Source organism: Parazoarcus communis, assembly GCF_003111665.1.
Classification (GTDB): Bacteria; Pseudomonadota; Gammaproteobacteria; order Burkholderiales; family Rhodocyclaceae; genus Parazoarcus; species Parazoarcus communis_B.
Genome location: NZ_CP022188.1, coordinates 2,255,257 through 2,281,694, shown reverse-complemented (window position 1 = coordinate 2,281,694; position 26,438 = coordinate 2,255,257). Strand labels below are relative to the sequence as shown.

18 protein-coding genes and 1 riboswitch are annotated in these 26,438 nt (G+C 62.9%); of the genes, 10 read left to right on the top strand and 8 right to left on the bottom strand.

Annotated elements, in window-relative coordinates; translation table 11 throughout:
- Positions 1-3: 3 nt before the first annotated feature.
- Both CEW87_RS10415 and CEW87_RS10410 read right to left on the bottom strand, forming a co-directional pair.
- Positions 4-1,548: an XrtA system polysaccharide chain length determinant gene (locus CEW87_RS10415; protein WP_108972820.1), complete on the bottom strand. Its 1,545-nt coding sequence runs from the start codon at positions 1,546-1,548 to the stop codon at positions 4-6.
- Positions 1,549-1,624: 76 nt separating this feature from the next.
- On the bottom strand, positions 1,625-2,254 hold the full coding sequence (locus tag CEW87_RS10410) for an XrtA/PEP-CTERM system exopolysaccharide export protein (protein ID WP_199917164.1): 630 nt from the start codon (positions 2,252-2,254) through the stop codon (positions 1,625-1,627).
- Between the two features lie 333 nt (positions 2,255-2,587).
- Here CEW87_RS10410 and CEW87_RS10405 point away from each other — a divergent pair, with 333 nt between their 5' ends.
- The gene (locus CEW87_RS10405; protein ID WP_108972818.1) at positions 2,588-3,235 is read left to right on the top strand and encodes an N-acyl amino acid synthase FeeM domain-containing protein; all 648 of its coding nucleotides are present in this window, start codon (positions 2,588-2,590) and stop codon (positions 3,233-3,235) included.
- A gap of 31 nt (positions 3,236-3,266) precedes the next feature.
- On the opposite strand, the gene CEW87_RS10400 is transcribed toward CEW87_RS10405, so the two are convergent.
- Positions 3,267-4,580, bottom strand: coding sequence for a DUF1302 family protein (locus tag CEW87_RS10400; RefSeq protein ID WP_108972816.1), 1,314 nt, complete (start codon positions 4,578-4,580; stop codon positions 3,267-3,269).
- A 9-nt stretch (positions 4,581-4,589) separates the two neighbouring features.
- Positions 4,590-5,339: an ABC transporter ATP-binding protein gene (locus CEW87_RS10395; RefSeq protein ID WP_108972814.1), complete on the bottom strand. Its 750-nt coding sequence runs from the start codon at positions 5,337-5,339 to the stop codon at positions 4,590-4,592.
- A gap of 43 nt (positions 5,340-5,382) precedes the next feature.
- Here CEW87_RS10395 and CEW87_RS10390 point away from each other — a divergent pair, with 43 nt between their 5' ends.
- The 3 genes from CEW87_RS10390 to thiC all read left to right on the top strand — a co-directional run bounded on the left by CEW87_RS10390 (position 5,383) and on the right by thiC (position 9,335).
- A complete protein-coding gene (locus CEW87_RS10390; RefSeq protein WP_108972812.1) occupies positions 5,383-6,174 on the top strand; it encodes an outer membrane lipoprotein-sorting protein in 792 nt (263 codons plus the stop codon).
- Between the two features lie 170 nt (positions 6,175-6,344).
- Positions 6,345-6,444, top strand: a riboswitch (TPP riboswitch).
- Positions 6,437-7,300: a bifunctional hydroxymethylpyrimidine kinase/phosphomethylpyrimidine kinase gene (thiD, locus tag CEW87_RS10385; protein ID WP_108972811.1), complete on the top strand. Its 864-nt coding sequence runs from the start codon at positions 6,437-6,439 to the stop codon at positions 7,298-7,300. It overlaps the preceding riboswitch by 8 nt.
- 106 nt (positions 7,301-7,406) lie before the next feature.
- Positions 7,407-9,335 carry a phosphomethylpyrimidine synthase ThiC gene (gene thiC / locus CEW87_RS10380; RefSeq protein ID WP_108972809.1) on the top strand — a complete coding sequence of 643 codons (1,929 nt, stop codon included), beginning with the start codon at positions 7,407-7,409 and terminating at the stop codon, positions 9,333-9,335.
- Between the two features lie 154 nt (positions 9,336-9,489).
- Here the strand turns inward: thiC and CEW87_RS10375 are convergent, their stop codons facing one another.
- Positions 9,490-11,481: a sigma-54-dependent Fis family transcriptional regulator gene (locus tag CEW87_RS10375; protein WP_234421719.1), complete on the bottom strand. Its 1,992-nt coding sequence runs from the start codon at positions 11,479-11,481 to the stop codon at positions 9,490-9,492.
- 435 nt (positions 11,482-11,916) lie between these two features.
- On the opposite strand from CEW87_RS10375, the gene CEW87_RS10370 reads away from it, so the two are divergent.
- The 5 genes from CEW87_RS10370 to CEW87_RS10350 all read left to right on the top strand — a co-directional run bounded on the left by CEW87_RS10370 (position 11,917) and on the right by CEW87_RS10350 (position 22,064).
- Positions 11,917-14,064: a hydantoinase/oxoprolinase family protein gene (locus tag CEW87_RS10370; RefSeq protein WP_108972805.1), complete on the top strand. Its 2,148-nt coding sequence runs from the start codon at positions 11,917-11,919 to the stop codon at positions 14,062-14,064.
- Positions 14,065-14,075: 11 nt separating this feature from the next.
- Positions 14,076-16,400 carry a hydantoinase B/oxoprolinase family protein gene (locus CEW87_RS10365; RefSeq protein ID WP_108972803.1) on the top strand — a complete coding sequence of 775 codons (2,325 nt, stop codon included), beginning with the start codon at positions 14,076-14,078 and terminating at the stop codon, positions 16,398-16,400.
- Positions 16,401-16,439: 39 nt separating this feature from the next.
- A complete protein-coding gene (locus CEW87_RS10360) occupies positions 16,440-16,946 on the top strand; it encodes an acetone carboxylase subunit gamma (RefSeq protein WP_108972801.1) in 507 nt (168 codons plus the stop codon).
- 77 nt (positions 16,947-17,023) lie between these two features.
- Positions 17,024-18,418: a 3-oxoacid CoA-transferase gene (locus tag CEW87_RS23010; RefSeq protein ID WP_108972799.1), complete on the top strand. Its 1,395-nt coding sequence runs from the start codon at positions 17,024-17,026 to the stop codon at positions 18,416-18,418.
- Positions 18,419-18,791: 373 nt separating this feature from the next.
- Positions 18,792-22,064 (top strand): DEAD/DEAH box helicase, encoded by a 3,273-nt coding sequence (locus CEW87_RS10350; RefSeq protein WP_108972798.1) that lies wholly within the window; start codon positions 18,792-18,794, stop codon positions 22,062-22,064.
- Positions 22,065-22,152: 88 nt separating this feature from the next.
- Here the strand turns inward: CEW87_RS10350 and CEW87_RS10345 are convergent, their stop codons facing one another.
- The 3 genes from CEW87_RS10345 to CEW87_RS10335 all read right to left on the bottom strand — a co-directional run bounded on the left by CEW87_RS10345 (position 22,153) and on the right by CEW87_RS10335 (position 24,481).
- Positions 22,153-22,809 carry an OmpA family protein gene (locus CEW87_RS10345; protein ID WP_108972796.1) on the bottom strand — a complete coding sequence of 219 codons (657 nt, stop codon included), beginning with the start codon at positions 22,807-22,809 and terminating at the stop codon, positions 22,153-22,155.
- A 126-nt stretch (positions 22,810-22,935) separates the two neighbouring features.
- Positions 22,936-23,319 carry a fluoride efflux transporter CrcB gene (crcB, locus tag CEW87_RS10340; protein WP_108950698.1) on the bottom strand — a complete coding sequence of 128 codons (384 nt, stop codon included), beginning with the start codon at positions 23,317-23,319 and terminating at the stop codon, positions 22,936-22,938.
- A gap of 31 nt (positions 23,320-23,350) precedes the next feature.
- Positions 23,351-24,481 (bottom strand): mechanosensitive ion channel family protein, encoded by a 1,131-nt coding sequence (locus CEW87_RS10335; RefSeq protein WP_108972794.1) that lies wholly within the window; start codon positions 24,479-24,481, stop codon positions 23,351-23,353.
- Between the two features lie 159 nt (positions 24,482-24,640).
- Between CEW87_RS10335 and CEW87_RS10330 the strand changes: the two genes are divergently transcribed.
- Positions 24,641-26,377 (top strand): glutamine--tRNA ligase/YqeY domain fusion protein, encoded by a 1,737-nt coding sequence (locus CEW87_RS10330; protein WP_108972792.1) that lies wholly within the window; start codon positions 24,641-24,643, stop codon positions 26,375-26,377.
- Positions 26,378-26,438: the final 61 nt, after the last annotated feature.

Here is a 26,438-nt window from a genome sequence, read left to right as displayed (position 1 = left end):
CGCTTATCCCTGAATGATGTTCAGAACCACAGTGGCAATACCGATAGCTCCGACGAAGCCAGCCAGTCCGCCACCAAACGCGAACAGGCCACGCAGCCTTGCGCGCCGGCGCTCTGGGGTCGAAAGCATGGATACCGTTCCCAGCACCGGCAAGCCGGTCACCTCGCGCAAGCCACGGCCATCGACGAACGAGGGCTTGAGCTGACTCAGCAGGAAGGTAAGCGCGAGCCCGATTGCCAACCCGGCAACACCAGCAACCGGCATCAACAACAGACGGTTAGGCGCCGAAGGCTTTACCGGCAAGCTGGGCGGGTCAATCAGGCGAAACTCGGCAATACCCGACTGATTATCCATTTCCACTGCAATGTTGGCGGACTCGCGCCGCGCCACCAGGCTGTCGTAGTTCGTTTTATGAACCGCATAGTCCCGGTTGAGCTGAGTCATCTCAGCTTCTAGCTCAGGCAACATCTTGGCCGAACTCTCCAATTGGGCAAGACGGGATTCGTACTCGCTGACGCGCGCCCGCATCGACGCCACACGCGACTCGGACTCGGCCAGCGAGAGCTTCATCTGCTGGAAGACCGGGTTCGAGTTGAGAGACCCGAACTGCCCCGGCCCGGCCTTACGACGCGCTTCGACTTCTTCGAGCTTCTGCTTTTCGAGCTGTTCGATGACACGACGCGCGCCAATCACATCAGGATGCTTGTCCGTGTAGCGCTGCATCATGTCGTCAAGATTGCGCTTGAGCGCGTCAATCCGGCCGTCGATCTCCGGAATTGACACATTCGAGGCATTCGGCGTCTGCGGCAAGAGCACCGGCTCTTCCCCAACCAACTGACGCTGCATGGCATCACGGGAGTTCTCTGCCTCGCGTAACTCCAGCTTCGCCTGAGCAAGCTGCCCATTCAACTGAGCGATCTGGGTGACATAGTCACGCGCACCATCACCGAGCAGTGCCATATTCTTGAGGCGAAACTCCTTGAGGCGGTTCTCTGCATCGACGAGTTTCTGCTCGTAATTCCTGATCTGCTCCTCGATGAAGCGGCGAGCCGTATCGGAATCCTGTCGTTTCCCCCCCAGACCAGACTCGACAAACAGTGAAACCAGCGCCTGAACGATGCGTTGCGCGCGCGCTGCCTCGACATCCGCATAAGCCAGCGTAAACAGGTTGTCGCGGCCTGTACCCCGGATCTGCAGGCCTTTGGACAGCGTCGAGATCAAGGCCTCACGCTGCGCAGCATCCTTCACCCCGAGATCAAGGTCGGCCATGGTGATCAGCTTCTCGACGTTGGGCCGACTGATCAGCGTCCGGCTCAGAATCGCAATCTGCTGATCGACATTGGGCTGCACCGCGAGACCCGACATCAGGGGACGCAAGATAGACTGGGTGTCGACAAACACGCGAGCCGAGGATTCGTATTTATCGGGCATCGTGTAGATCACGACGCCGCCCACTGCACCAACGATCCAGGCCAGCGCCAACCCCCACCAGCGGAAACGCCACATGTCGCGCAGGTAACCGATAATCTGTCTTACGAGTTCTTCCATGTGTCAGTCTTGGTCACGCCCACGCCCTGCCTCCCAACAAAGGAAGGCAGGCGAGGCTGGTTGAAGGGGAAAATGATCAGAACCAGCTTTGCGGAATAATCAACACATCGCCGGGGCGCATCTCGACGTTGGCCGAGACATCGCCACGCTTGATCAAGTCCTTGATCCGCACGCTGTACTGCTTGTTGCCTTCACCGGTGCGCAGGATCGTCGCACCATTGCCGTCGGCGAACTCGGTGATTCCGCCCACGGCGATCATGACGTCGAGCAGGGTCATTTTCTGCTGGTAAGGCAGAATCTGCGGCTTGCCCGCTTCGCCCACCACACGAATCTGTTCGCTGTAGGGACCAACAAAGCCGGTAACGATGACCGTCACGACGGGTTCGCGAATGAACTTGGACAGTTCCTTCTCGATATCCCGCGCCAGCGTCGTTGCGTCCTTACCCAGCGCAGGCAGATCCTCGACCAGCGGCGTCGTGATCTTGCCGTCCGGACGCACAGGCACCGACATCGACAGCTCCGGATTGCGCCACACCACGATGTTGACTGAATCACCCGCGCCGATCACGTAATTGTAATCAGCGTCCGCAGCGGCCATCGGCGCTGGCGGAAACGAGGATGCGCACCCACCCAGCAGGCCGGCAAGCAGCGACAGACCCAGGAAACGACGGAACCCCGCCCACACGTTCGAAGCTTGTTTACTCATGGTCACCCTACCCCTATTTCTGAACGACGCCTATGATACGCCCTGAGATTTACCCACATGCTACGAAGATACGTCAGTCAGCCCGAAGGAACAATTACACAATCGCTTACAGCCTGTGATCCTGAGGACCGATAAAGTCGCTCGCATTTGCAGAAACACATCCATTCCAAATCTTTCCCCTTGCAGGGAAGCGCCGCGAATCCAAGCATGAACGCTCGTTGCAGACTGCCCTCGGAAGCAAAAACTCGTGATTCGGTGCGCTCGCCTTCCGGGCACGCAACGCAATTGGAGCGTTTGCCAAAACCGGATGATGACACAAGCGTGGAGTTCGCCATGATCCGCGACGGATATCATATCCGTTGTGCAAACGGCTTCACCGGGCTTCAGCACCACATCTCTGCGCTGATTGAGCGCATGTATTCGACGCGCGGCCTGCAGATCTACCACCCGGAACTCGCGCAGACCGAACACCAGACCACGATCGTGGCCTGCCGCGGCGACCACCTCTTTGCCACCCTCACGGTTGGCATCGATTCCGAGAACGGGTTGATGGCCGATACGCTCTACCGCCCGGAAATAGATGCTGCGCGCGCTCGCGGCGGCAGGGTCTGCGAGGTCACCCGGATGGCGATGGACCCCGAGCACAATTCCGCCGACGTCATGGCCGACCTGTTCCAGCTGGTCTACGTATTGACCCGCCGAATCTACCGGATGACCGACCTTTTCATCGAGGTTCATCCACGGCATGCGGGCTTTTACCGCCGAATGCTGGGTTATCGGGTGGTCGGAGAAGAGCGAGTCTGCCCTCGGGTTGGCGCACCCGCGGTGCTGATGCACATGTCCCAGCATGAGGTCGACGAACTCATCGCACAACATGCCGGAAAGGAAACAAGCTCGACCCGCAGTCTTTACCGGCTATTTGCACCGCCGGCTGAAATGCTCGCGCTACAGCGACAACTGACAGCGCAACTGCTGCGCTGATCTCACCGGGACGCGGCGAGATCAGCCTCGATCAGAACCAGCGACGAACTTCGAAATAGACCCTGTCGCTGTCATCAAACCGGCCAAACAGGGCGGTCGGCCGCCCTTCGAAGTGATCGACCCCCATCAATGCACGCCACTCGGGCGCGAACTTCCAGGTCAGTTTGGGGCGCAGCATGTAGTCGTTTCGGATCAGGCTCGATGCGGCCAGAAACTCGACCTCAAAATCGCTTCCGATCGTCCGCACCACCTGCAGGGTCACACCAGGCTCTTCGCGCTCAGCAAACATGCCCTTCGCGTGATCAAAATGAACCCGCGCGAAGTACTGGGCATTCACGCGCCATTCACTGCCAAACGGCACGTCGACACCGATCGCATAGTCCAGTGTAGGCGACGACTTCAGGCCATAAGTCGCTGCGGGGTCCAGCGTGTTGAAGCGCCGACCCCGGGTATAGACCGCCTCACCCTTGAGCACGAACTGCCCCATGTCCTTGCTGAACGTGCCGCCTGTCTGGTGAATGCGGTCATGCCGCAGTTCGTAGGTCGGAGTCACTGAGGTGCGATACAGCGTCGGCTCTACGTTCAGGCTGTCATAGTAGAACGCCGACAGATCCCAGCCGTCGATCAGACGCGAAGCCCGCAAACCCCAGTTGCCGTTGCGTGCGTCGTGCGCGGGGGTCTTCTCCGTCACATGCGTGCCGGACGGCACGAAGGGATAGGGATAGAAATCCGTGCCCGGTTTGCCAACGCGGTCGTAACTGGCAACAGGCACCCAAAGAAACTCGAAATGGGTCTCGCCACCGAAATACTCCGCACGCGCAGCCCACTGGGGGATCCGTATCGATTCAAATTCGGGCAGCAGGAACTCACGCATGTCCCGGGCGGAAACCACGTCAGCAAAGAAGAAACCGACCATTTCCCCCCAGATGACCTGCTGCCGGCCAAGCCGGAACTCCCAGTCGCCCACCGGCACATCAAGATAGGCCTCGCGCAGGGTCGCATCGGTACGCTGATCTCGTCTGACCGCGCCGGAGTAGTAGTTGCGCTCCAGATCGGGCGCGCCATCCGCATCGACCCGACCGGAAACCTTCCAGCGCAGACCGCTTCCGAGATTTCCACTTGCAGCCAGCTCCATGCGAGCACGCAGCTTTGACCAGTGGCCCTCGTCCGCCGAGGTATATGCGCCGCCGAACTCGGCATAGCCGCCCAGGCGGATGCCGCTCCCCTCATCCTCTTTTGGCGTTCCGACGTTGAGCAAGGCATCAAGATCGAGATCATCCGCAGCCATCACCGCCGAACTGCCGGCACACGCCGCTACAAGCAGCATTCCCTTCAACAATCGCATTCCAGGCTCCTAGACTTCGGGATCTTCTTCGCCCTGCGGGCGCTTGTCCTGCACGAATACCCACCGCCCTTCTGCACGCATGCCGAGTGCGACGATCTGACCATCAGCGATCCGGACGAGGCGGTCGGCCATGTTCATGACCTTGCGGTCGTGGGTGGAAAATACAAAGGTCGTACCGTATTTTCGGTTGATGTCCTTCATCAGCTTCAGAATGCTCGCCCCGGTCTTGCTGTCGAGGTTGGCCGTTGGCTCGTCGGCCAGCACCATCTTCGAATGCGTGGCCAGTGCGCGCGCAATCGCCACCCGCTGTCGCTGTCCGCCAGAGAGCTGATTCGGCCGATGCCCCGCGTATTTGGTGAGGCCAACCATGGCCAGATAGTGCTTCACCCGTTCCTGCCGCTCGGCCTTGCTGAGTTCAGGAAGCTGCAACAGCGGATACTCGACGTTTTCTTCTGCAGACAGCACCGGCAACAGGTTGAAGGTCTGAAAAATGAAACCGAGGGTGCGCGCACGAACGTCCGCCAGTTGATCTGGCGTCTGGCCGGAGACATCCTGCCCGTTTATGATGACCTTCCCGGTGCTCGGCGTATCGATGCAACCAATGATGTTGAGCAGGGTCGACTTGCCACTGCCCGACGGACCGGCGATGGCAAGAAAGACACCCGGCTCGATGGCCAGCGAGATGTCGGTCAAGGCCTGAACATCCTGCTCGCCGAGGCGATAGTGCTTGCTTACGTTTTCGACACGAACGAGCGGCATGGCAGGGCCACACAGTTATGAAAACGCCAAAAGGATACCACTCATGACCGATCACTTCCGATCCCGCCGGAAATTCCTCGGCATGTTCGCCAGCAGCCTGATTGCGCCTGCAATCGCACCCGCAGCATGGGCTGCCGAAGACGCGCCCGAAGCCCCTGTTGATGAGGCCGCGGTGCGCATCGTGACCAAGGCGGACGAAATCCGCTTCCCACGCGACAGTTTCCAGACCGAAATCGAAGTGCAGAACTTCAGCGACGGAGAGCCGGGCGAAACACGCAAGTTCCGCATTCTCTCGCGGGGTAATGAGAACACCATCGTACTCACGCTCGAACCCGTGTCGGAACGCGGTCAGGCCCTGCTCATGCGTGGCCGCGACCTGTGGATCTTCATGCCCAGCGTGTCGCAGCCCGTAAGGCTCTCGCTCGCGCAGCGCCTGACCGGACAGGTGGCAAACGGCGACCTGGCGCGCGCGAACTTCGCCGGCGACTACACACCGACACTCGTTGGCACGGAGAAGCTCGACGGCATCAACGCCCAGGTCCTCGACCTCACAGCGGTAGATCGTGGCGTCACCTATGCCAAGGTCAAATACTGGGTCAGCGAAAAGGACGGACGCCCGCTGAAGGCCGAGTTCTTCGCGCTTTCCGGGCGCCTGCTCAAGTCCTGCCGCTACGAGGAGTTCCGCGAACTCGCGGGCCGCGTCCGCCCAACACGACTGGTGATGGAAGACGCCCTCAAGAAAGGGGAAATCTCGGTCTTGAGCTATTCGAACATGGTTCTTCAGGATCTGCCCGAACGCCTGTTCACCCGCGAGTATCTGCGTCGTCTGAGCTAAGCGCCAAAGCCGCCGGGCTGCACGGTCGCTGGCAGCGACCTTCGCCCTTCCTCCCGGGAGAAGCCCGACACAGGCGGGTCCCCGCCCGGGGGCAGCCATTGGACTGGCTCATCTAGCCTGTCCGCCCATAGCTCATCCCTTGTCACGCCCGCCGCCATCCAGTATCGTCCGTCTGCCGTTGGGGGTGCCCGCACATTCGGTGCGTGCTGAGAGAAACCCTTCGAACCTGACCCGGCTTGTACCGGCGTAGGGAAACGCAAGCATGAAATCATCACCTGTCCGCTCCAGTTCCATTCCGAATGTCGTTTCTATCGCTGGCGTCGATCCGTCCGGCGGTGCGGGCGTGTTCGCCGACCTCAAGACATTTTCGGCGCTTGGCGCCTACGGCTGTGGTGTCGTTGCCGCGCTCACTGCACAGAACACCCAGGCCGTGACCGGCGTGCACGTGCCGCCCACCGACTTTCTGCGTCTGCAGATCGACACCCTGTTCAGTGATGTCAGCCTGCACGCCACCAAGATCGGCATGCTCGGCAGTGCTGAAGTCACTGCAACGGTTGCCGACCGTCTTGGTCATTGGCACGCAGCCAACGTGGTGCTGGATCCGGTCATGGTCGCCAAGAGCGGCGATTCGCTGCTGGCCAAGAGCGCAATCAACATGATGCGCGATGCGCTCTTTCCACAAGCCTTCATGATCACGCCCAATCTGCCCGAAGCCGGCGTGCTGCTCGAGCAGCGTGCCCCCGAATCGGTCAAGGAAATGTACCGCGCTGCCGAGCGCCTGCGCGAACTGCTGCCCTTGTCGAGCGAGCGCTGGGTGATGCTCAAGGGCGGCCACCTGCCAGGCAACGATCTGGTCGACTTGCTGTTCGATGGCGACCGGATGATTGAACTGCCTGCCCCACGCATTGAAACGAAGAACACCCACGGTACCGGCTGCACCCTGTCATCGGCAATCGCCGCCCTGCTGCCACGTCACACCGGCGGTTTCAGGCCGGTGGAGGCCGCGGTGCGACAGGCACGGCAGTGGCTGCTCGGCGCCATCGCCCATTCGGGCGAGCTCGCAGTCGGCCATGGACATGGCCCGGTACATCATTTCCACGCCATGTGGCCCAGGCCCGGCGCGTAATTCACGGGCAAACGGCAAGGACGCCGGCACGCCACACACATACAACAACCTGCCGGACACGTACTGACTCACCGGCCAACGAACCCGCCCCATCAGGAGACAAACAATGAACGCCAGCGAAAAATTCATCGCCTCGAGCGCCCACGTCGACGAAGCCGCCATCGCGCCGCTGCCAAACTCGCGCAAGGTCTACATCGCCGGCACCCGTGCCGACATTCAGGTGCCGATGCGTGAAATCAGCCAGAGCGACACGCCGGCTTCGTTTGGCGCTGAGCCGAACCCGCCGATCTACGTCTACGACTGCTCCGGCCCCTACTCTGACCCGGCAGCGAAGATCGACATCCGCTCCGGCCTGCCCGCCCTGCGCGCCGGCTGGATCGAAGAGCGTGGCGACACCGAGGTGCTGGCCGACCTGTCGTCCGAGTTCGGCCGCGTCCGCGCCGCCGACGCAAAGCTCGACGAACTGCGCTTCCCCGGCCTGCACCGCAAGCCGCGTCGCGCCAAGACGGGTGCCAATCTCAGTGGCAACGTAACGCAGATGCACTACGCCCGCCGCGGCATCATCACGCCCGAGATGGAATACATCGCCATCCGCGAGAACCTCAACCGCAAGGCCTACATCGAATCGCTCAAGGCCGCCGGCCCCACCGGCAACAAGATGGCCGCACTGCTCGGCCGGCAGCATCCGGGCCAGCACTTCGGCGCCTCGATCCCGGAAGAGATCACCCCCGAGTTCGTGCGCGACGAAGTCGCCCGCGGCCGCGCCATCATCCCCAACAACATCAACCACCCCGAGTCCGAGCCGATGATCATCGGCCGCAACTTCCTGGTGAAGATCAACGCCAACATCGGCAACTCGGCGCTGGGCTCGTCCATCTCGGAAGAAGTCGACAAGATGACCTGGGCCATCCGCTGGGGCGGCGACACGGTGATGGATCTGTCGACCGGCAAGAACATCCACGAAACCCGCGAGTGGATCATCCGCAACTCGCCGGTGCCGATCGGCACCGTGCCGATCTACCAGGCACTGGAAAAGGTCGACGGCAAGGCCGAGGACCTGACCTGGGAGATCTTCCGCGACACCCTCATCGAGCAGGCCGAACAGGGCGTGGACTACTTCACCATCCACGCCGGCGTGCTGCTGCGCTACATCCCGCTCACCGCCAACCGCATGACTGGCATCGTGTCCCGCGGCGGCTCGATCATGGCCAAGTGGTGCCTGGCGCATCACCAGGAGAGCTTCCTCTATACGCACTTCGAGGAAATCTGCGAAATCATGAAGGCCTACGACGTGGCCTTCAGCCTCGGCGACGGCCTGCGTCCGGGCTCGATCTACGACGCCAACGACGAAGCCCAGCTCGGCGAGCTCAAGACCCTGGGCGAACTCACCCAGATCGCGTGGAAGCACGACGTGCAGGTGATGATCGAAGGCCCCGGCCATGTGCCGATGCACATGATCAAGGAAAACATGGACCTGCAACTCGAGCAGTGCCATGAAGCGCCCTTCTACACCCTCGGACCGCTGACCACCGACATCGCCCCCGGCTACGACCACATCACCAGCGGCATCGGTGCGGCCACCATCGGCTGGTACGGCACCGCGATGCTGTGCTACGTGACGCCCAAGGAGCACCTCGGCCTGCCCAACAAGCAGGACGTGAAGGAAGGCATCATCACCTACAAGCTGGCCGCCCACGCCGCCGACCTCGCCAAGGGCCATCCGGGTTCGCAGATCCGCGACAACGCATTGAGCAAGGCGCGCTTCGAGTTCCGCTGGGAAGACCAGTTCAACCTCGGCCTCGACCCTGACAAGGCCAAGGAATTCCACGACGAAACCCTGCCCAAGGATTCAGCCAAGGTCGCCCATTTCTGCTCGATGTGCGGCCCCCACTTCTGCTCGATGAAGATCACTCAGGACGTGCGCGACTTCGCGGCCCAGCAGGGCATCAGCGAAATCGACGCGCTGAAGAAGGGCATGGAAGTGAAGGCAGTGGAGTTCGTGAAGAGCGGTGCAGAGGTCTATCGGAACGTGTAAGGCACGGGCTGCCACTGGCAGCTGACAGCAGCACACGAGCGGGCCCGATGCGGCCCGCTCTTTTTTTGCCTGTCATTTACCCGTTATTTCTGGCGGAGTCGGCGGGCATTCGGGCATGCCGCAGCCGCTCGCCCAAGCCGCGACGTGCCCCGCCTCAGTGCCGATGCGCCAGCCCGTCGGCTCGCCCGCGCAAAATGCCCAGTTTGACGTACAAGGTACTGCGCGAAATACCGAGCGCCCTTGCCGCCTGGGAGATGTTCCCCTTGGCATTGGATACGGCCGAAAGAATCGCCTGTTGCTCGAGATCCTCCAGGCGAGCACCATTCAGCCCCGCAGCGGGCAAGGCCGCCGGCGATGATGCTTCCCGTCCGGCCGACACCAGTTCTTCAGGCAATACGCTGCGGTCGATCAATCCGTTGTCACTCAGCGCGAACAGGCCCTCGAACACGTTCTGCAACTCGCGGACGTTCCCGGGCCAAGCGTAATGCAACAAGGCGTCGACAACATCCGGCGTGATGCGCTTGGCCGGACAGGCATACTTCTGTGCCAGACGCGCGTTCAGATGATCAACGATGCGGCTGATGTCATCCGGCCGCTCGCGCAACGCGGGAAGGCGAATGCTCGTCACGCACAGGCGGTGAAACAGGTCTTCGCGGAATCGTCCCGCCGCAACCTCACCACGCAGATCACGGTTGGTGGCCGCAATGATCCGGACGCTCACGCGACGCTCGCGCGTATCGCCGAGGCGCACGACAACGCCATCCTGCAGGACGCGCAGCAGATGGGGCTGCATGTCGAGCGGCATCTCACCAATCTCATCGAGAAACAGTATCCCACCGTCGGCGAGCTCGAACTTGCCCGGCAATCCATTGCGACGTGCGCCGGTAAAGGCCCCCTCAACGTAGCCGAACAACTCACTGGCGAGCAGTTCGCGGGTCAGCGCACCACAATTTACGGCAACAAACGGCGCGTCGGGCTTCACGCCCGCCTTGTGGATCGCCCGCGCAAACACCTCCTTGCCGACCCCGGTTTCGCCAAGCAGCATGACGGGCAGATCCAGGGGTGCCAGACGTTGCGCACGGGCCTTCGCGGCCACCAGGGCCTCGGATACGCCGATGATTTCGGCAAACGGATCTGCCTTTGGGCATGAAGCCGGTTCGCGCACCTCGCGTGCTGCCGCACTTGGCGCCTGCACACCCGCGCCATGACCAAGCGGGATGATGAGCATGGTCCCCAGCTCGCCGCTCGGCGTGCGAACGACTTGCAGCCACTCCCCGTTCAGCCAGAGCGGCATACGGACCGCACGTTCGTCGGGCGAAATATCGAGATCGAGCGCATCGACCTGGCTCCCGGTGATGGACGGCAACTGCACACCGTATTGCTCGCGTGCGAGGTGCTGCCGTCCATTGCTCTTGAGCAGCCTCCCGCGACGATCGAACACCATGACGCAGTCGCCGCCATAGCGCACAAAGCTGTCCATCGAATGCTCAAGCAGTCGGGCGTGGAGATCCCGTTCGCGACTCGCAAGAACCGCCTCGATCTGTTTTGCCGCGGCCATGACCAGACCGAGGCTGTGACCATGAAAGGTCTCCTTCACGCCCGACACGTCGACCACGCCCAGTAAGGCCGTGCCGGTCAGGTCGAGAATGGGGGCAGCCGCGCAAGTCCAGCGTTTGACGTCAAGGCAGTAATGCTCGCTGGCGTAGATCTGCACGGGCTTCAGTGCAGCGATCGCCGTGCCGATGGCGTTGGTGCCCATGACGTTCTCGACCCAGCGCCCGCCCTGCGCCAGATTGACCACCTCACCCGCATTGCGCGCCCGCGTGTCGCCATGAAGATCGATGATGGTACCGCTGGGGTCGGTCAGCATGATGATGCTGCCCGACTCGTGCAGGACCTCCTTCATCGCATCCAGCACCGGGCATGCAGCCTCATGCAGCGAACGGTGCTTCTCCCGCAACGCCCTGATCCGCGCATCGTCCGCAGCAGGCGCCCGATCTCGCGCGGGATCGACCGCTTCCGACCGGCAGCGTCGCCAGGATTCAAGAACGACATCGCGCACCGGTGCATTCTCGAGCGGATCGTTATGCACGAAGCGCTCCCAGGAGTCGGCGACCGCGCTTTCATTACCTGCACGCGGAATCATCGGATGTGATGAATGCATATTCAACGTGTTATGGCCCTGTCGTCGATGCGGGATTGGAATCTGGATAAAACTAATACCTCCACCTCAGCACGTCAAGAAAAAAACCAATGTTATCAATAATCTGTGCACCGCAACATGGCGTACGCCGAACTGTCTGAAGTCTGGACAGAAGTGTCTGACTGTCCGGAATCCGGACACTCCGGCATGCACCTCGACACACCACCCCAAGCGCCATAAAAATATTTAACCCGTTGATTTGTTTTTCTATTGAGCAGCCCCGCGTCATTTCCGGGCGCACCTGGAACGGCCCTTGCGATGTCTGGCTCAGGGGAACACCCCGGGGGCGATTGAGATGCCTTGCCGGCGAATCGAATCACCAGGCAAGGGCCGTCGGCAAAAGTCTCAAAGCCCGACATATCAATGACAGGAGGCGACATGCAAGTTCAGGACTCAACCGTACAGGTGATGGGCATCGATGCCGGTGGCACGATGACTGACACCTTCTTCGTCCGCGCCGATGGGCGCTTTGTGGTGGGCAAGGCCCAGAGCAACCCGGGGGACGAATCGCTGGCCATCTTCAACTCGTCCGAAGACGCCCTGGCCCACTGGAACCGCACGGTGGACGACGTCTATCCGGAACTTGCGACCTGCGTCTACTCCGGCACCGCAATGCTCAACCGCATCCTGATGCGCAAGGGGCTCGACGTCGGTCTGATCTGCAACCGCGGCTTTGAACAGATCCACTCCATGGGCCGGGCCCTCCAAAGCTACCTCGGCTACGCGCTGGAAGATCGCATCCACCTCAACACTCACCGCTACGACGAGCCGCTGGTACCCGTGTCCCGCACCCGCGGCGTCACCGAGCGCACCGACGTGCAGGGCAAGATCGTCATTCCGCTGCGTGAGGAAGAGGTCCGTCAGGCCACACGCGAACTGGTTGAGGCCGGCTCCCAGGCCATCGTGATCTGTCTGCTGCAGTCGCACAAGAACGAGATCAGCGAGCAGCGTGCACGCGACCTTGCCAAGGATGAGCTGCAGAAGCTCAAGGTGGACATTCCGGTTTTCGCCTCGGTGGATTACTACCCGTCGCGCAAGGAAAGCCACCGCATGAACACCACCATTCTGGAAGCTTACGGCGCCGAACCCTCGCGCCAGACGCTGAAGAAGGTGAGCGACCGCTTCAAGAAGCATGGCGCCAAGTTCGACCTGCGGGTGATGGCCACACACGGCGGCACGATCAGCTGGAAGGCCAAGGAGCTCGCCCGCACCATCGTGTCCGGCCCGATCGGCGGCGTCATCGGCTCCAAGCTGCTGGGCGAATACCTCGGTGACGAGAACATCGCCTGCTCCGACATCGGCGGCACGAGCTTCGACGTGGCGCTGATCACCAAGGGCAACTTCGCCATCAAGTCCGACCCCGACATGGCCCGCCTCGTGCTGTCGCTGCCGCTGGTCGCCATGGACTCGGTCGGTGCCGGCGCCGGCAGCTTCGTGCGTCTGGACCCGTACAGCAAATCGATCAAGCTCGGGCCCGACAGCGCCGGCTATCGCGTCGGCACCTGCTGGGCCGACAGCGGGCTGGATACGGTATCGGTGTCCGACTGCCACGTCGTACTCGGCTACCTCAACCCCGAAAACTTCCTCGGCGGTGCGATCAAGCTCGACGTGCAGCGTGCCCGCGACCACATCAAGGCGCAGATTGCCGACCCGCTCGGCCTGTCGGTCGAAGATGCGGCAGCCGGCGTCATCGAACTGCTCGACCTCACCCTGTCCGAGTACCTGCGCGCCAACATCAGCGCCAAGGGCTACAACCCGGCCGAGTTCACCTGCTTCTCCTACGGCGGCGCCGGCCCGGTGCACACCTACGGCTATACCGAAGGCGTCGGATTCAAGGATGTCGTGGTGCCCGCCTGGGCCGCCGGCTTCTCGGCCTTCGGTTGCGCCTGCGCCGACTTCGAGTACCGCTACGACAAATCGGTGGACCTCGGCGTGGCGCAGTTCGCCAGCGATACGGAAAAGGCTGCAGCCTGCGCCAGCCTGCAGGACGCCTGGGGCGAACTGGCGGTCAAGGTCATCGAGGAGTTCGTGATCAACGGCTACAAGGCCGAAGACGTGATGCTGATCCCCGGCTACAAGATGCAGTACATGGGCCAGCTCAACGACCTCGAGATCGTCTCCCCGGTCACCAGCGCAGCCACCGCAGATGACTGGAACAAGATCATCGAGACCTTCGAGACCACCTACGGCCGCGTCTATGCCAACTCCGCGCGCTCGCCTGAACTGGGCTTCTCCATCACCGGCGCGATTCTGCGCGGCATGGTTATGACGCAGAAGCCGGTGCTCCCGGAAGACCCGGATGCCGGCCCCACCCCACCGCAGGAGGCCTATCTCGGCACGCGCCCCTTCTACCGTCACAAGAAGTGGGTCGAAGCATCACTGTGGAAGATGGAATCGCTCAAGGCCGGTAACTACATCATGGGCCCCGCCATCATCGAATCCGATGCCACGACCTTCGTCGTGCCCGACGGCTTCGAAACGACGATCGACAAGCATCGCCTGTTCCACCTCAAAGAAGTCAAGTAAGGAGACAGATCATGAATATGATGAGCCACAAGGAAATCGGTGTCGGCAACCTGCTCAAGAGCGGCCTGACGCTCAAGCAGAACCGCGACGCAATCATTGCCCGCACCAAGGAGACCGGCTACTACGACGGTCTGGAGAAGCTCGAACTGCGCGACAGCGACCCGATCGGCTACGAGAAGCTGTTCTCCAAGCTGCGCGGAGGCCTGGTCCACGCCCGTGAAACCGCCAAGAAGATCGCTGCCAGCCCGATCGTCGAGCAGGAAGGCGAGCTCTGCTTCACGCTGTACAACGCCGCCGGCGACTGCATCCTGACCTCGACCGGGATCATCATCCACGTCGGGACGATGGGCGCCGCGATCAAGTACATGATCGAGAACAACTGGGAAGCCAACCCGACGATCAACCCCGGTGACATGTTCACCACCAATGACTGCGCCATCGGCAACGTGCATCCCTGCGACATCGCCACCATCGTGCCGATCTTCTGGGAAGGCAAGCTGATCGGCTGGGTGGGCGGCGTCACCCACGTCATCGACACCGGCGCGGTCACACCGGGCTCGATGTCCACCGGCCAGACCCAGCGCTTCGGCGACGGCTACATGATCACCTGTCGCAAGACCGGTGTGAATGACGAGCCGCTGCGCGACTGGCTGCATGAATCGCAGCGCTCGGTGCGCACGCCCAAGTACTGGATCCTCGACGAAAAGACCCGCATCGCCGGTTGTCACATGATCCGCGAACTGGTCGAAGACGTGATCCGCGCCGACGGACTCGACGCCTACGAGAAGTTCTCGCAGGAGGTCATCGAGGAGGGTCGCCGCGGGCTGATGAGCCGCGTCAAGGCGATGACGCTCCCGGGCAAGTATCGCAAGGTGTCCTTTGTCGATGTGCCTTTCAACCACGACGACGTCCAGGTCTCCAACGCCTTTGCCAAGCTCGACTCGATCATGCACTCGCCCTGCGAGATGACGATCAAGCCGGACGGCAAGTGGCGCCTCGACTTCGAGGGTGCGAGCCGCTGGGGCTGGCACACCTTCAATGCCCACCAGGTGGCCTTCACCTCGGGCATCTGGGTGATGATGTGTCAGACCCTGGTACCGACCCAGCGCATCAATGACGGCGCCTACTACGCCACCGAGTTCCACCTGCCCAAGGGCACCTGGTGCAACCCGGACGACCGCCGCACCGGGCACGCCTACGCCTGGCACTTCCTGGTCTCGGGCTGGGCAGCATTGTGGCGCGGCCTCGGCCAGTCCTACTTCAGCCGCGGCTATCTGGAAGAGGTCAACGCCGGCAACGCCAACACCTCCAACTGGCTGCAGGGCGGCGGCATCAACCAGGACGGCGAGATCCACGCGGTCAACAGCTTCGAGGCCTCGTCCTGCGGCACCGGCGCCTGCGCCATCAAGGACGGCCTGAACCACGCCGCCGCCATCTGGAACCCCGAAGGCGACATGGGCGACATCGAGATCTGGGAAATGGCCGAGCCATTGCTCTACCTCGGACGCAACGTCAAGGCCAACTCCGGTGGCTATGGCAAGTACCGCGGCGGTTGCGGCTTCGAGACCCTGCGCATGGTGTGGAACGCCCAGGACTGGACGATGTTCTTCATGGGCAACGGCTACATGAACAGCGACTGGGGCATGATGGGGGGCTACCCCTCGGCCACCGGCTACCGCTTCGAAGCGCACAAGACCGGGCTTGAGCAGCGCATCACCGTCGGTGACACCCTGCCGCTGGGCGGCGATATCGATCCGAGCAATCCGGACTACGAGCGCCACATCGATGCCACCGCAGTGGTCAAGCGCGACAAGCAGTGCGTCACCACCGAAGACTGCTACGACAACCACGACCTTTACCTCAACTACCTGCGTGGCGGCCCCGGCTTTGGCGATCCGATCGATCGCGAGCCCAAGGCCATCGAGAGCGACCTCAACCAGAAGTTCCTGCTCCCCGAGTACGCACAAAAGGTCTATGGCGTGGTGTTCTCGCAGGATGCCAAGGGCGTATTCACGGTCGATGCCGCAGCCACTCAGGCACGCCGTGCCGAGATGCGCAAGGAACGCCTTGCGCGTGCCCTGCCGACCCGCGAGTGGATGAAGGAAGAGCGCGAACGCATCCTCAACAAGCATGCGTCGGTGCAGGTACAGCACATGTTCGCTACCAGCTTTGCGCTGTCGGAGAAGTTCACCAAGCAGTTCAAGGACTTCTGGACCTTGCCGGCCGACTGGCAGTTGGTGGAAGACGAACTCGACGTACCGACCTACGGCTCCAAGCATCGCATGGACCTCTCACTGATGCCGGACGTCAAGACCGTTGTCCAGGTCGAAGAGTGACCTCCCAAGCAAACGACCACGATAATCAAGGAGCAATCAATGTCTACCTACACGAATGAACAGGTTTCGCACCTGGTCGACGGCTCGCTGGACTGGGAAACCACCTTCCGCATGCTGTCCATGCCCAAGGACAACAGCCGTTTCAAGCAGTACGTCGATGCCTTGCAGAAGAAGGTCACGTTCAAGGACCGCATCGTCCTGCCGCTCGGCCCGCACATGTACATCGTGCAGTCCGCCAAGAGCAAGAAGTGGCTCATCAAGTGTGATTGCGGCCACGAGTTCTGCGACTACCGCGAGAACTGGAAGATGCATGCCTCGATCTACGTGCGCGACACCGAAGAGGCCATGACCGAGGTGTATCCGAAGCTGATGGCGCCTGACACGCAGTGGCAGGTCTATCGCGAGTACTACTGCCCGACCTGCGGCGCGATGCACGACGTCGAAGCGCCCACCCCCTGGTATCCGGTGATCCACGACTTCGAGCCGGATATCGAGTCCTTCTACAAGGACTGGATCGGTTTGCCGGTACCGGAACGCGCTGACTGAGCGCTGTTCCGCGCGGGGCAGGCCACGGCCTGCCCCGTTTTTTGCCAGAGACAGGATCTGAGGGGAGTCGGAAAGACATGAACAAGGTGTATACGGATGGCGCAGCAGCCCTCGACGGACTGCTGTTCGATGGCATGACCCTGGCGTCGGGCGGCTTCGGCCTGTGCGGCATTCCAGAGAATCTCATCGACGCGGTGCTGCAGGCCGGCACCCGGGAACTGACCATTGTCGGCAACAATGCGGGCGTCGACGATTTCGGCATGGGGCCGCTGCTCAAGACGCGTCAGGTGAAAAAGGTGGTCGCGTCCTACGTCGGCGAGAACAAGGAGTTCGAACGCCAGGTGCTTGCCGGCGAACTGGAACTCGAGCTCGTTCCCCAGGGCACGCTGGCCGAACGCCTGCGCGCGGGCGGCGCCGGCATCCCGGGCTTCTACACCCGCACCGCGTACGGCACGCTCCTCGCAAAGGACAAGGAAACACGCGCCTTCGACGGACGCGAATACGTGCTCGAACCCGCCATCCAGGCCGACGTTTCCATCGTCAAGGCGTGGAAGGGCGATCGTGCCGGCAACCTGGTCTTCCGCAAAACCGCCCGCAACTTCAACCCGATGATCGCCACCTGCGGTCGCATCACCGTCGCCGAGGTCGAAGAGCTGGTCGAGCCGGGGGTGCTGGATGCGGACCAGATCCATACCCCGGGCATCTATGTCGACCGCATCATCCAGGGGCGCGACTACCAGAAGCGCATCGAATTCCGCACCACGGCCGGCGCCGCCGCACCCGGCAAGCACGACCCTGTACGCGACCGCATGGCACAGCGCGCCGCCCAGGAGTTGCGTAACGGGTTCTACGTCAATCTCGGCATCGGCATCCCGACCCTGGTCGCCAACTACATCCCTGACGGCATGCAGGTGACGCTGCAGTCGGAGAACGGCCTGCTCGGCATCGGCCCCTTCCCCGCCGCCGAGGCGCTGGACCCCGACCTGATCAACGCCGGCAAGCAGACCATCACCAGCCTGCCGGGCAGCAGCTTCTTCTCCAGCGCAGACTCCTTCGCGATGATTCGCGGCGGGCATGTAGACCTTTCCATTCTGGGCGGGCTCGAAGTGTCGGAAAACGGCGACCTGGCCAACTGGATGGTACCGGGCAAGATGGTCAAGGGCCCCGGAGGTGCAATGGACCTGGTCTCCGGCGTCGGTCGGGTAATCGTGCTGATGGAACACACGGCGCGGGACGGCTCGCCCAAGATCCTGCCCCAGTGCAGTCTGCCGCTGACCGGAAAAGGCGTGGTGGACATGATCATCACCGACTTGTGCGTCTTCCTCGTCAATCAGGCAGGCGGACTGACGCTGACCGAACTGCATCCGGGCGTGACACTCGATGAAGTGCGGGCCAAGACCGGCTGCGGGTTCGCGGTACAGACCGCGCCGGCATGGCGCCTCTCCCCCGACCTGATGGCCTGCAACGACTGAACCGCCAGGGCCGGAGCGCATCGAGCACACGCCCGATCGCTCTGACCCGTCACACCGCGTACCCCACCCCATCCGGGACAGGCCGCCCCCACAGGCGCACAGCGCAGATTTCAACCGAGGCGTGCAGTCCCGCGCAGAAGGAGCGCCGCTCCTCAAGCCCCCCTCTCCGCAGCATGCACGCCCGTCTTCGAGGCAAGGAACTGGCCCCGACACCCCGGGCCTGCGGCGCTGCAGACTCCATCGCGCGCAAATCAGCACAGCAATCACACGGCGCGGCGCCATTTACGGGTAAACTTCCGCCTTTCGCCAACGTGTCCCGGACACCTTCGACTGCCGTGCAGCCCAACCTGTCCCGCTCCCCGCAAATCGCCGCATGACCGTGTTCGATACTTTCTCTGAAGCCGACATCATCACCTGGCTCGGACAGCGCGAACTGGACAAGGGGCGTGCCTGCCTGCGTGCGACGAGCAACCTGCAACTCGAGGGCGACCTGCTTTCGGCACAGGTTCAGGGCTCTGCGCGCCAGCCCTACCGGGTGGCGATCCGGTTCAACCCGCACCCGCTGGCCGCACGCGCCTTGATGTCCACCTGCAGCTGCCCTGTGGGCGGCAGTTGCAAACACGTCGCGGCCACCCTGCTGGCGTGGCTGAACCGCCGCCAGGACCCGAATCGTCCGCGCGAGCAGGTGCTGGCCTGGGTCGAGTCCTTCCGCGCCGCCGCCGGGGTGCCCGCTGCCCCGACCGAACGACAGGCATCGACCACCCACGGCCTGCGCTACCTGGTCCGCTTCGACCCCGAAACCCGCCAGTACGCACTGAACTGTTTCAAGGTCAGACTGGACCGTCAGGGCCAGATCCGCAGTTCGGAGAACTGGAGCAACTACGAGCGGGCGCTCGATGCACCGCCCTCGTTCATCGACGACACGGATCTCGACATCCTGCGTCTGCTGTGGGCCCAGCGCCCGCGCGGCCCGCTTTTCGACAACCCGCTGCCGCTCGCCGGGCGCAACTCGCAGGCGCTGGTCGAGGCACTGGTCGAAAGCGGGCGATGCCACTTCGAAGACCTCATGAACCCGGCACTGAAGCCGGGCGCTGCCCGCCCCGGCCGCCTCGAATGGCTGACCACCACGGATGGCCGGCGTGCCCCTGCCCTGCGCGTCGAACCGCAAGCCGAACTGGTCATGCCACTGGTGCCGCCCTGGTACGTGGAGCGCAAGACCAACGAAGCCGGGCTCATCACGCTCGACGCAGCGCCCGAGCAGGTCGTCCGCCTGCTCTTGCTGCCCCCGCTCACTCCGTCGGAGTCCGAACTCGTTGCCGACACCCTGCGCGAAGTCGCGCCCGAGCTCCCCGGTCCGGCCAGCAGCGATGCCCCGGCGGTACGCGTAGGCGGTCCCGCCATCCCGGTACTGCGCATCGGCACCCTTGATGTGGCGGGCGTGAGCTTTCGCAGCTATCCGCGCTACGGCCTCGAGCACTTCGATTACGCCACCCTTGCCTTCCGCTACGGCGAACTCACCATCGACGCGCATGACAGCGCACTGCTGCACGCGCTGCCGGACGGCCGCACCGCCCGCCTCGAGCGCGATGCCGAGATCGAAGCCGCCGCAGCACGCCGCCTGGTCCGCAGCGGTCTGGCCAAGGTCCCGCCGGGCAAGGTTCATGGTGGCTACGACCTTGTGCCCGCGCACATGCTCGGGCTCTCGGACGAAGACGAGTGGGCGCAGTTCACCGCCAGCGAGCTGCCGCAACTGCGGGCCGAAGGCTGGATCATCGAGATGCCGGCGGACTTCCGTCATCACGCAGTCGATATCGACACGCTGATCCTCGACGTCGACGAAGCCGAAAGCGGCTGGCTCGACATTTCGCCGGGAATCGAGGTCGATGGCCGCCCGGTCGCGCTGGCGCCCTTGCTAACGACGCTGTTCGCGCAGGACGGACGCTGGCTGTCGGGGGCGCTGGACCAGATCGGCGACGACGAATCCATTTTCCTGCACCACGAGGAACTCGGCCGGCTGCGCATTCCGGCCCGCCGCCTCAAGCCGCTGGTGCGCGCACTGGTCGACCTCTTCGACAGCCCGGGTGAGCCCATGCGCCTGCCCGCTTTCGATGCCGGACGGCTGGCCGAACTGGAACTCCCCGGTCGCGGCGCAGAAACCCTGCTTGCACTGTCGGCACGCATGCGCAACGCCGAAGGCATCAAGAGCGTACGCGCACCGCGAGGCTTCAAGGCCGAGCTGCGCCCCTACCAGCTCGAAGGCCTGGCCTGGCTGCAGCATCTCGTGCGACACGATCTCGCGGGCATTCTTGCCGACGACATGGGTCTGGGCAAGACGGCACAGGCGCTCGCCCACCTGCTCACCGAGAAGCAGGCGGGCCGCCTCGACCAGCCCGCCCTGGTCATCCTGCCGACCTCGCTGGTGTTCAACTGGCAGGCCGAGGCCAAACGCTTTGCCCCCCGGCTCAAGGTGCTGAACCTGCACGGCGCCGATCGTCATGCACGCTTCGACGAACTCGACGGCGTCGACGTGGCACTCACGACCTATCCTTTGCTGTGGCGCGACGCCGAGGCGCTGCAGGCCCGCGAATGGAGCCTGCTGATCCTCGACGAGGCACAGACAGTCAAGAACGCAGCAAGCAAGGGCGCGCAGGTCATTCGCCAGATCCGCGCCCGGCATCGGCTCGGCCTCACCGGCACGCCGCTGGAGAACCACCTGGGTGAGTTGTGGGCGCAATTCGACTTCCTGTTGCCGGGTTTTCTCGGCGACATCAAGCAGTTCACCCGCATCTGGCGCACTCCGATCGAAAAGCACGGTGATACGGTGCGGCGCGACCTCCTCGCCGCCCGCCTGAAGCCTTTCATCCTGCGCCGGCGCAAGGAGGACGTCGCCACCGAGCTGCCGCCCAAGACCATCATCGTACGCAGCGTCGCCTTTGAAGGCGCACAGCGCGATCTGTACGAGACCGTGCGCGCAGCGATGAACGAAAAGATTCGCGGCGAGATTGCCAGCAAGGGCTTCGCCCGCAGCCAGATCGTGATTCTCGACGCCTTGCTGAAACTGCGTCAGGTCTGCTGCGACCCGCGGCTGCTGAAGTCCCCGGCCGCATCGCGCGTCACCGAGCGGGCGAAGCTCGACATGCTGATGGACATGCTGCCCGAACTCATCGATGAGGGACGACGGATTCTGGTGTTCTCGCAATTCACCCAGATGCTGTCGCTGATCGCAGCCGAGCTCGACGAGGCACAGATCGGCTGGGTCAGCCTCACCGGCGACACCCGCGATCGTCGCATCCCGGTGGAAGACTTCCAGAAGGGCCGCGCACCGGTGTTCCTGATCAGCCTGAAGGCAGGCGGCGTCGGTCTGAACCTGACCGCGGCCGACACCGTGATCCATTACGACCCGTGGTGGAACCCCGCCGCCGAAAACCAGGCAACCGACCGCGCCCACCGCATCGGACAGGACAAGCCCGTATTCGTTTTCAAGCTCATCTGTGCCGGCAGCATCGAGGAGCGCATTCTCGCCCTGCAGGACAAGAAAGCCGCGCTGGCCGCCGGCGTGCTGTCGGAAGACGGCAACGCGCTGGCCAAGTTTGGCGAGTCCGATATCGCCGCCCTGCTCGCGCCACTGCCAGCGGTCAAGGGCTAGGCCAAGGCAGCGACCAGCAAAAAGGGCCCGCCCGCAGCGACTGCGGACGGGCCCTTTGCCATTCGGTCAGACCGATGGCGGGTTACTTCTATTTCGCGGGTTCAGCGATGAAAATCTCGACCCGACGGTTCATCGCCCGGCCGGACGACGTATTGTTGTCTGCCACCGGCTCGCGCGATCCGCGGCCCTCAATGGCGATACGACTCGGCGCCACGCCACGCGCCGTCAGGTAGTCACGCGTCGCCGCGGCACGATTGACCGACAGCGGGTTGTTCACCGCATCCGAGCCCGTGCTGTCGGTGTGGCCGATGATGGTCACCGTCGTCACCGTGTACTGAGTGAGATTGGATGCCAGCCGGTCGAGCACAGGACGCAGATTGGGCTTGATGTCGTAGCGGCCGGTATCGAAGGAGATGTCACTCGGGATATCAAGCTTGAGGCGATTGTCCGAGGTCTGCATCACGCCGACGCCGGTTCCCTGACTGGCCTGCTCCATGGCCGCCTTCTGCTCCTGCATGCGCTGCGACCACAGATAGCCACCGCCCGCACCGATTGCGGCACCCGCCGCTGCGCCGATGGCAGTCGCCTCTCCGCGATTTCCCTTGCCCGAAGTTGCAGCCCCCAGCACAGCGCCGGCAACAGCACCGATGGCCGCACCGGTACCCGTGTCACGCTGGGTTTCATTCATGCCTGCGCAACCACTGACAAGTGCCACGCAAACAACGGAAGAAATAATGGTCTTCATGGTGATCGAGCCTCCTTTCTTGTTGGCGAATACTTATTGGACCACGATTCATGCCCAACAATTCTGCAGTCTTGCACGCCTGAGCACACAGACCGGAATGCAACAAAGCGTTAGCGCGACTGCAAATCAGGCCCTGATGGCGTTGAACAGACTGTAGCCCGCCCAGGTCATCAGCACCGATCCCGCGACGTGAGCGCCCAGATGCACGCCGAACCACAGCCAGGCACCCCGCTGAACCAGGTGAAAGGCCTCAGCGGAGAACGTCGAGAAGGTGGTGAGACCGCCCAGCAGGCCCGTCGTCAGCATCAACTTCACGGTCGGAGACAATGAAGGCAAGGCATGCACCATCGCAAGCGCAAGCCCCATCAGAAATCCGCCGGTGAGGTTTGCCACCAGCGTTCCCAGCGGGATTTTTGCAGACACCGGATTGAGCCACACACCCAAGCCCCACCGCAGCCACGCACCACACGCTGCACCCACACCGACTGCGGCAAACGCTGAGAAGTTCATATCGAAACCCGAAATTCGTAGTGGAAGTCCATCAACCCGCAACCGGCGCCGACGATGGCACCGACACCGTATCGACGGCCCCCTCCACATGCAGCGTGCGGGTCGGGAACGCGATCTCGGCGCCATGACGCTCGACGATTTCGGCGATTTTCAGCATCACATCCTGCTTGACCTCGTGATACGCCACCCAGGCCGTCGTCACGGTGAAGGTGTACACCATGATGTCGAGCGAAGACGCGGCAAACTGGGTGAAATTCACGATCATGGTAGGCGCCTGGTCGATGTCCGGATGCGCGCGCAGCATGGCCTTGATGTCTCTCACGATCGGCGCCACCTTGTCGATGTCGGCGTAGCGCAGCCCAACCGTTTCCTTGATGCGGCGATTGCTCATCCGCGACGGGTTTTCCACCGTGATCTGGGTAAACACCGAGTTGGGCACATACAGCGGGCGCTTGTCGAAGGTGCGGATGCGGGTCAGGCGCCAGCCGATCTCCTCCACCGTGCCTTCGATCTCCTTGTCCGGAGAGCGAATCCACTCTCCCACCACGAAGGGCCGGTCGAGATACACCATCAGTCCGCCGAAGAAGTTGGCCAGCAGATCCTTGGCTGCAAAGCCGACCGCAATGCCGCCGACACCGCCGAACGCCAGCACCCCGGATATCGAGAAGCCCAGACTCTGCAGCCCGACCAGCACGGCGGTAATCAGCACCGAGATGCGCAACAGCTTTCCGATTGCGTCCACCGTGGTGCGATCGACCGACTCGCCCTGCGCCAGGCGCTGTGCCATCACGCCGTCCTGCACATTGGAGATGAAGCGCACGAGGAACCAGGTGATGCAGCCGATGACGCCGATGGTGCGCACCGGGGCAATCGCTTCGAACAGTGCGGCGTCCGCGTGAGCCTGGACGATGCGCGCGGCAAAGGTGATGCCGACGATCCACGCCAACAGCGTGAGCGGCTTGCGCGCCGCCGAGACCAGGGCAAAGTCCCACGGCGTGGTGGTCAGGCGGGTGCGCTCTTCAAGCCGGGCCAGCACCCTGCGCAGAAAGAAGTTAGCCACCACGACCACCAGCACGACAAGGAAGACCTGCAGCACCAGTGCAAGCAGCGCATCGCCACCGGTAATCTGCTTCAGCCAGCTTTCAAGCGAATCGAGATTCATGAGTCACATACCAGGCGAAAACAGGCTCCATTGTACCCAAGCCTGATGTCACGCTCGGGACGCGATCAGGCGCCAAGGGCGGCGCATCGGCTACAATTTCGCCCAAGCCAGTAACCAACCCGGCGCATTGCGCGCCGCAACCCGGACCCGCCCCACCCGATGAATCCGAACGACACCAAGGCTGCACCCGCTCCTGCCACCAATTTCGTGCGCAACATCATCGATGAAGACATGCGCAGCGGCAAATGGGCCGGCCGCGTGGAAACCCGCTTCCCGCCCGAACCGAACGGCTACCTGCACTATGGCCACGCCAAATCGATCTGCCTGAACTTCGGCATTGCCGAAGCCTACGATGGCGCCTGCCATCTGCGCTTCGATGACACCAACCCCGAGAAGGAAGAGCAGGAGTACGTCGACTCGATCATCGAGGCCGTGCAGTGGCTCGGTTTCAAGTGGGGCGAGCATCTGTACTTTGCCTCAGACTACTTCGACATCATGTACGCCTGTGCGGAGTCGCTGATCAAGGCCGGCAAGGCCTACGTCGATTCGCAGTCAGCCGACGAGATGCGCGCCAACCGCGGCACACTCACCAAACCGGGCACCAACAGTCCGTGGCGTGACCGCAGTGTGGCAGAGAACCTCGACCTCTTCAGCCGCATGCGTGCCGGAGAGTTTGCCGAGGGCAGCCAGATCCTGCGCGCAAAGATCGACATGGCGAGCCCCAACATCAACCTGCGCGACCCGGCGATCTACCGCATCCGCAAGGCAACCCACCACCGCACGGGCGACAACTGGTGCATCTACCCGATGTACACCTTTGCCCACCCGATCGAGGACGCGATCGAAAGCGTCACCCACTCGATCTGCACCCTCGAGTTCGCCGATCAGCGCCCGTTCTATGACTGGCTGCTCGACGCACTGGCCACGGCCGGTCACTTCCCGCGTCCGCTGCCGCAGCAGATCGAGTTTGCCCGCCTCAATCTGACCTACGTCGTGCTGTCCAAGCGCAAGTTGATCCAGCTCGTAGACGAGGGTCATGTCGACGGCTGGGACGACCCGCGCCTGCCGACCCTGGTCGGTGCCCGTCGCCGCGGCTTCACCCCTGAGGGCTTCCGCCTGTTTGCCGAGCGTATCGGCGTCTCCAAGGGTGACGCATGGATCGACATGAGTGTGCTCGAGGAGTGCATGCGCGAACATCTCAACGACTCAGCCCCGCGCCGGGTCGCCGTGCTCGACCCGCTCAGGCTCGAGCTGAGCAACTACCCCGCCGGCCAGAGCGAACAGTGCCACGCCCCGAACCACCCGCTGAAGCCCGAACTGGGCAAGCGCGAGATGCCGTTTTCGCGCGAGCTGTGGATCGAGCGCGAAGATTTCATGGAAGAGCCGGTCAAGGGCTTCCACCGCCTCTACCCGGGCAACATGGTGCGGCTGCGCTATGGCTACGTCGTCAAATGCACGGGCTGCGAGAAGGATGCCGACGGCAATGTCGTCAAGGTGCTGGCCGAGTACATGCCGGACTCCAAGTCCGGCACACCGGGCGCCGACAATTACAAGGTCAAGGGCAACCTGCACTGGGTGTCTGCCGCCCACGGTTACCCGACCGAAGTCCGCATCTACGACCGCCTTTTTGCGCATCCCCATCCCGGACAGCGTCGCGAAGGCGACGCGGAGGATCTGGAGCGGAACTTCCTTGACGACATCAACCCCGACTCCAAACAGGTCATCACCGCCTGGCTCGAACCGGCGCTGCGCGGAGCACATCCTGAAGACCACTTCCAGTTCGAGCGCCACGGTTATTTCGTCGCCGACCGTCGCGACTCTGCGGATGGTGCGCCCGTGTTCAACCGCACGGTCACGCTCAAGGATTCGTGGGCCAAGGCGAACAAGAAGGGCTGACGGCCAGCACGCGGGCGCCCCGCCGGGGCGGCCGCGTGCCCATCCGTCAATTGCAGCAAGG